The organism is Anaerosporobacter sp., assembly GCF_965301125.1.
The window spans coordinates 1-6,904 of record NZ_CBDLAM010000190.1 but is presented as its reverse complement, the minus strand read 5'-3'; the positions used below and the strand labels follow the sequence as shown (position 1 = coordinate 6,904).

Here is a 6,904-nt window from a genome sequence, read left to right as displayed (position 1 = left end):
AAAATTATCTCCAATCTTCGATAGTTTTTCAGTACTATATTTTATAGCATCACTATCCTGATCAAAGGCGAAAAGACAACCCCTTCTTATTCGCTTTAAAATTTCGCTGGAATGTCCAGCATAACCTAATGTGCAATCAACGTAGATACCGTCTTCTTTCAAATTAAGGCCTAAGATTGACTCTTCTAGTAAAACGCTAACGTGCATAATTATTCACCCGACTCCCAATTTGAATCAAATAAATCTTCAGCAATATTTGACATTTCTTCTTTATTAGTGTCATAGAAATCATTCCACTTATCAATATCCCAAATTTCAAGACGATCACCTACACCGACTACAACACATTCTTTTGTTAAGCCGGCGTAGGAAATCAATGGAGAGGTAATATTGATTCGACCTTGTTTGTCAAATACTGTTGCAGTAGCGCCTGATAGGAAGAATCTCGTAAAACTACGAGCGTCCTTCTTTGTGAAAGGTAAGCTTTTTAGTTTTTTAGTGATTTTATCCCATTCTGTTTTCGGATAGACTAATAGGCATTCTTCTAGACCGCGTGTTACAAAAAACTCCTCCCCTAAATCCTCACGGAACTTAGCAGGAAGTATTATACGACCTTTTTCATCGATATTATGATGATATTCACCGATTAACATAAAAATCCCCCACTTTTCACCACAATCAACCACTGCTAATATTATACTACTATTTATTTATTAATTTTGCCGATAATCACCATTTCACGTTATATTTTTTGTTTATTAGTCAATTAACATAATTAATTACTAATTTAATATTAGTGTTTTTTACTATTTTTTAATTAAATTTACCCTAATATTTCTATTTAGTCACCATAATTTAGACTCTCTTATCTAGTGGTGAACTCCTGTGTATAAATAAAACAGGCTATACACTTTATAAATATAAAGTATATAGCCTGCCTAATAATCCAATCATGTTGACTGCTCAATATAAATACTACTCAGATTTCTAAACATTAATTACTGTTGATTTTATCCTTGTCATAGCCTCAATGGAATAAGATATTCCTTGAACACCGATACCTGAATTTTTAATACCTAAGAATGGTAAATGATCTGGACCACGTTCTGTCTTGTTATTAATCTGTACTGTACCAACTTCTAGCTTACTTGCTATTTCAAACGCCTTATGAATATTGTTTGTAAACACTGCACTTTGTAAACCATACTCTGATTGATTTGCTAATTCAACCGCTTCATCTTCCGATTTTACATGAATAATTGGAAGTACTGGACCAAATGGTTCTTCCCATGCGATTCTCATATCAGCTGTTACATAATCTAATACAGTAGGGTAAATCAAATTCCCTTCTCTTGTACCTCCGCAAAGTAGTTTCGCTCCCTTTTCCTTCGCTTCTGTAATCAAACCTTCAACGTAATCGGCTGACTTATCATCTATTAAAGGAACTACATCAATTGAACCTTCTGTATATTGTGGATTCCCCACTTTCAAAGAAGCAACCTTTTTATTTATTTTCTCTTGCAACTCTTCTGCTATTTTATCTAATGCAATCACACGTTTGATTGCTGTACATCTTTGGCCAGAATAAGAAAATGCCCCTGCAACAATTTGGGTTGCCGCTAGCTCAAGATCTGCATCTTCAAGTACGATTGCCGCATCCTTTCCTCCAAGTTCCATTAGAAGTGGAATCATTTTGGCTTCCTTTGCAATATGCTGACCTACTTTTGTACTTCCAGTGAAATTGATAAAATTAATTCCTGGATGAGTTACTACATAATCGCCAATCTCGCTTCCTTTTCCTGTCACAACGTTTAAAACTCCATCAGGAAGACCTGCTGCTTGAAACACCTCCGCTAACATAATTCCAGAAAGACTTCCTTGTGTTGCAGGCTTGAATATTACAGTATTTCCACCCACAAGAGCTGGAGCAATTTTAGATGCTGCTAGATTCACTGGATAATTAAATGGTGAAATTGCTAAAATAACCCCGATTGGCTCACGTTGTATAATTGCAAATTTATTCTTTGAACCACCCAATACAGTTTCTGTCGGTATGCTTCTTCCTTCAAGATTCTTTGCTGTATCTGCTGTAAAATGAATTAATTCAGATGTTCTTTCAACTTCCGAATAAGCACTTTTTCTATCTTTTCCAACTTCCTTTACTATTAAATCAGCAAGTTCCTCTTTTCGTTCTAATAATATCTCTGAAGCTCTATACAAGTACTCCATTCTATCTGCTGTAGATTTTGCTCTCCATTCAGTTAATGCCTCTCTTGATTTTTTGATTGATTCATCCACTTCTTCTTTTGACATTGCTTTAACATTACCAATCACTTCGTTTGTTAATGGAGAATATATATCGATTGTTCTATTTAGCATAATTGTTCACCTCTATCATTTACTTTGCTAAGTTCGCGGGTGCGAATTGACATGTCGACTTAGTTATTAGAATGATTATACAAAACTCAAATTGAAATTAATGTGATTCAAATCAAATTAAAATTTAAATTGAATTTACATTAATTGCTTTAATCCTTCCAGATCAAGAATCTCAATCTTCTTATGTCCAATCATACGAATGTAGTTATTTTCTGACAATGTCCTTAGTTTCCTACTAAGTGTTTCTCTTGTAATACCTGCATAGCTTGCCATCTCTTCTTTTGTAATAGGAAGTTTTATAATAACCCGTCCTTCATCTTCTATTCCATATTTTTTTACAAAATCTATAAGTACATATGCTAATTTTCCTTCAATATCCTTATCAGAAAGCATCATTGCTAAACGTTCAACTTGGATTAAACGTTCTCCAACTACCTCAAGTAGCTTAAGACACATCTTCGAACTTTTCAATAAAACTTTTCGAAATTCCTCTTTACTGAGGGTACAGATATCACAGTCTGTAATTGCCTTCAAATAACCTTCAAATCTCTTTTCTTTTAGTAAATGCATTTCTCCATAAGAGTCACCATCTCTAAGAATTGTAATGATTTGTTCTTTTCCTTCTTTCGTATAGTTATATGATTTTAACCAACCTTCATTTACTATCACAAGGCTTGTTACGATTTCTCCATCCTTAAATAGTATTTCCCCTTTCTTTATTTCCCTATGCTGGATTAATTTATAAACTTCCTCAAGCTCTTCACAGGAAAAGGACGAAAAGATGGGAATCTTATATGCGCAAAATTTATCAACACAAATCCTACAACCGCTCATATTTCTTTCTCCTCTCATTGTCTAATTCTTGAAAAGCAAAACTCCATATAATTGTCATAGCTTCTTAGCTGATGTAGTATGACACGAAACACGCTACACATCTAAGTACTTCTATGTGTGTACAGCATGGGTACTCAAATGATACGGAAACGCCTTCGATTCGGCATCCTGCCTCAGCTCAGGCTGGCTCGGCTTCCATGCCTCACCTTCCTAGGTTTTCCTGTACACACTAAGAAGTACTATAGATGTTTCGCTATCGTTTCTTAGTCATACTACATCAGCTAAGAAGCAAATCTACACAATTGTGAGTTTTGCTTATCTACTTTATAGATAAACAAGTACAATAAGAGCTAATACCCTAATCATACTATTTTATTATTCTTACTTAATTTATATTAATTATATAAGAATATTAGTGTAAAATCTACCAGCAAGTTTATTTATACTTTTTACTTAAAAATAATGGTGTAGATTATCCAGAACAAAAGAAGAACAATCCATTAGAAATGATACTTAATGAATTATTTTATTGAACTATTGTGATTTGCTGATATACTGTAGGAAGAACGGTAAATTTGAATTTATGGGGTGGAATTATGCAACGAGAAGATGTTATTAGAAGATATTTTAGAGCGTGGATAGATAATGATATAGAAATAGTGAAACAGACTTTTTCTGAAAATGTTACATATAGTGAGTGCTATGGTCCAGAATATCATGGTATTCAGCAAATTATAAAGTGGTTTACAAAGTGGAACAATAAAGGAAAAGTTTTAGAATGGACAATAAAACGAGTTATTCAGCAAAATAATACCATTGTCGTTGAGTGGTATTTCAAATGTGACTACGCTAACAACATAGATGGATTTAATGGGGTAACTATTGCAGACTTTGATGATAGCATGCGAATTTCAAAGTTATGTGAGTTTCAATCAAAAGCAGACCATTATTATCCATATGAAGAGTGACAAATTCCGATTTATCAATAGTCTAAATCTATCATGGGTGTACACAAAACGAATAATCTAATACATAATTGTTACAGAGGATATGAGACTGCTTTTTCTCATATCCTCTGTATTATTTTCTACACTTTTGTACCAAACCGTGAAATAACCCTTAAACTTCAACTGCTTGAAAGTTAGTTAAACGTATTCCTACTATATTAAATTACTTAAGAGATCTTCCACATCAAGTCCATGTACCATACAAGCTTCTTCTAACGTTTCTGCCTGTGAAGCTGGACAACCTAGGCAGTGCATACCTGCTTCCATTAATACTCTTGCATTATCTGGATTTATCTTAAGGATATCACCGATGATCATATCTTTTGTGATTACTCCTTCTTCAATATTTGCAACTTTCACTTCTTCTGGGAAGAACATTTCCATATCTTCTTCTACCGTTGAGATTCCTCCAATCCCGAAGTTTTCTACTAATACTTTCGCTACATTTGGAGAAAGGAATGCAGGAAGTGTTGGTCCTAAATGAATTTCTTTCACTCCAAGATATAATAAACTTAATAATACGATAACCGCTTTTTGTTCATACCAAGCAATGTTATAGATAATTGGTAATTCATTGATATCTGTTAATTCGAATACTTCTTTCAGTTTCAAAGCGATTAATGCTAAGGAATAGGAATCATTACATTGACCTGCATCAAGTACTCTTGGAATGCCACCGATATCTCCTAAATCCAGTTTGTTATATTTGTATTTTGCACAGCCTGCTGTTAAGATTACCGTATCTTTTGGTAGGGCTTTTGCAAAGTCTGTATAGTAATTTCTCTTAGATGCTCTACCATCGCACCCTGCCATTACAACGAATTTCTTAATTGCTCCAGATTTTACTGCTTCCACTACGGTATCTGCTAATGCAAATACTTGCTCATGAGCAAAACCACCAATGATTTCACCTGTTTCGATTTCTGTTGGAGCAAGACATTTCTTTGCTAATTCAATAATTTCAGAGAAATCTTTCTGACTTCCAGCTTCTCCTTCGATATGCTTGCATCCTACATAGCCCGCTGCCCCAGTTGTAAACATTCTATCTTTATAAGATGCTTTTGGAGGTACAATACAATTTGTAGTCATTAAGATTGGTCCATTGAAGCTTTCGAATTCTTCTTTTTGCTTCCACCAAGCGTTACCATAGTTACCTACTAAATGGCTGTATTTCTTAAGTTGTGGGTAATAGTGAGCTGGTAACATTTCGGAATGTGTATATACATCAACCCCTGTTCCTTCTGTCTGAATTAATAATTGTTCAATATCTGATAGATCATGACCAGAAACTAATATACCAGGGTTCTTACCTACACCAATATTAACTTTTGTAATTTCTGGATTACCGTAAGTTGTTGTGTTTGCTTTATCAAGTAATGCCATGCCATCTACGCCAAATTTACCAGTTTCTAATGTTAATGCTACAAGATCATCTGCTGTTAAAGAATCATCTAGTAACTTAGCTAATGTAGCCTGCATGAATGCATCAATTTCTTCATTATCATATCCCAATGCATTGGCATGTTTTGAATAAGCTGATAACCCTTTTAATCCGTAAGTGATTAGTTCTCTTAAGGAACGGATATCTTCGTTCTCAGTTGCTAATACGCCTACTTCACTTGATTCAGCTTTATCCTTTAAGATTTCATTGGCATCACCAGACCATAAGGCAGCTTCTGATAAACCTTCCTTATTTGATAATTGTGCCAATAATTCATTCTTTTTAGCAATTGTTTCTTTTACTCTTACATAGAAGATTTCATCATCAAAATTGGCATTTGTGATTGTTGTAAATAAATTTAATGTTATAAAATGATCTACCTCTTTGCTGATTTCTTTTCCTTCTTTTCTTAGACTCGTAGTTACTTCAGAAAGTCCCTTAGTAACATATACTAATAAGTCTTGCATATTTGCTAAGTCTACACTTTTACCGCAGACACCGCCTTTTGTACATCCTTTGTTTCCTGCTGTTTCTTGACATTGATAACAGAACATATTCTTATCCATTCTTAATTCCTCCACTTTCTATTCTTTATTTATAATTGTAAATTCACAATTAGATTCATTCTTATATTCAAGCCCTGTATTTGTTAGACAACCTCGAATAAAACTATCTCTCACTTGATCGTAACGATTTTCAAGTCTAGATTGTTGTGACCAAAATTCTTCGTGTAAATTAATCCTACGATTCCAATCTACTTGCTTGTCATCTTCTTGTTTCACCATATTAACATGATCACAAGGCATACCATCAAGTAAAGTATTATTAAAGAAGGTGAATGCTTCTTTAGCAGTTGTTTCTATAGTCAAGTCTGTTATCTTAGAACCAAACAGATAAGCAACAGCTTTGATTTCATCTATAGTAATGTTTAATTCTACTAACTGCTCTACTGCAAAAGCCAATTTTTTTTCAACCAAATGTACTTTCTCTTGTAACCATCCATGTATGTTATCAGTTTGAATAAAGTCTTCCAAATCTCCTTCCGGCAATGTTTCAAATTTTTCATTCATTGTCATTACCAAGTCCTGATCGAAATGATTTGCCAACTCATTGGCTAAGTTGCTTTGAATCTCTACCTTACGGTATAACCAATAATGAATTGGACCTAAAAATGCACTCATACTGCTCTCCTTATATAAACTATTTTCTTTTTGATTGCTTATGTGATTATTATATTGAATTC

7 protein-coding genes are annotated in these 6,904 nt (G+C 33.8%); 1 reads left to right on the top strand and 6 read right to left on the bottom strand.

The window, feature by feature from the left end; genetic code table 11:
- The 4 genes from mraW to ACW2QF_RS16205 form a co-directional block, all read right to left on the bottom strand.
- A partial coding sequence (gene mraW / locus ACW2QF_RS16220; protein ID WP_455717054.1) for a 16S rRNA (cytosine(1402)-N(4))-methyltransferase occupies positions 1 to 207 on the bottom strand: 207 nt, incomplete at its 3' end.
- Positions 208 to 209: 2 nt separating this feature from the next.
- Positions 210 to 653, bottom strand: coding sequence for a division/cell wall cluster transcriptional repressor MraZ (gene mraZ, locus ACW2QF_RS16215; RefSeq protein WP_455717053.1), 444 nt, complete (start codon positions 651 to 653; stop codon positions 210 to 212).
- Positions 654 to 987: 334 nt separating this feature from the next.
- Positions 988 to 2,379, bottom strand: a complete 1,392-nt coding sequence (locus ACW2QF_RS16210) for an NADP-dependent glyceraldehyde-3-phosphate dehydrogenase (protein ID WP_455717052.1) — start codon at positions 2,377 to 2,379, stop codon at positions 988 to 990.
- Positions 2,380 to 2,514: 135 nt separating this feature from the next.
- Positions 2,515 to 3,213: a Crp/Fnr family transcriptional regulator gene (locus tag ACW2QF_RS16205; protein ID WP_455717051.1), complete on the bottom strand. Its 699-nt coding sequence runs from the start codon at positions 3,211 to 3,213 to the stop codon at positions 2,515 to 2,517.
- 596 nt (positions 3,214 to 3,809) lie between these two features.
- On the opposite strand from ACW2QF_RS16205, the gene ACW2QF_RS16200 reads away from it, so the two are divergent.
- Positions 3,810 to 4,181, top strand: a complete 372-nt coding sequence (locus tag ACW2QF_RS16200) for a nuclear transport factor 2 family protein (protein WP_455717050.1) — start codon at positions 3,810 to 3,812, stop codon at positions 4,179 to 4,181.
- A gap of 192 nt (positions 4,182 to 4,373) precedes the next feature.
- On the opposite strand, the gene hcp is transcribed toward ACW2QF_RS16200, so the two are convergent.
- Together hcp and ACW2QF_RS16190 are read right to left on the bottom strand one after the other, a co-directional pair.
- Entirely contained in the window at positions 4,374 to 6,227 is a 1,854-nt protein-coding gene (hcp, locus tag ACW2QF_RS16195; protein WP_455717049.1) for a hydroxylamine reductase, read from the bottom strand.
- 18 nt (positions 6,228 to 6,245) lie between these two features.
- A partial coding sequence (locus ACW2QF_RS16190) for a hypothetical protein (protein WP_455717048.1) occupies positions 6,246 to 6,904 on the bottom strand: 659 nt, incomplete at its 5' end.